This is a genomic window from Oceanobacillus alkalisoli, from assembly GCF_022213125.1.
GTDB lineage: Bacteria > Bacillota > Bacilli > Bacillales > Amphibacillaceae > Oceanobacillus > Oceanobacillus alkalisoli.
In genome coordinates, this window is sequence record NZ_JAKNRA010000066.1 from 1 (window position 1) to 255 (window position 255).

General features: G+C 44.7%; 1 rRNA gene. It reads right to left on the reverse strand.

What is annotated here, in order from left to right:
* Positions 1 to 93: ribosomal RNA gene (locus tag L3V42_RS18160) — 23S ribosomal RNA — on the reverse strand; the annotation flags it as partial.
* Positions 94 to 255: the final 162 nt, after the last annotated feature.

Genomic DNA, 255 nt, shown 5'->3' on the forward strand with positions numbered 1-255 from the left:
ACTTACAACTACCCGGAGCATATCGGTGTTAGTCCCGTCCTTCATCAGCTCCTAGTGCCAAGGCATCCACCGTGCGCCCTTATTCACTTAACTAAGTTACAGTAAATATAGCTTGTTTTGCCTTGTTCGTCTGTTAAAGACCAATCTATTGAATCTAGCTTCAGCTCCTAGAAACTCCCGTCATAAGCAATGGTCTTCCAAACGCTAAAAAAACAAGCGTTTTCCAGCCCCTTGCTAGCGTTGCGTTTCTAAACG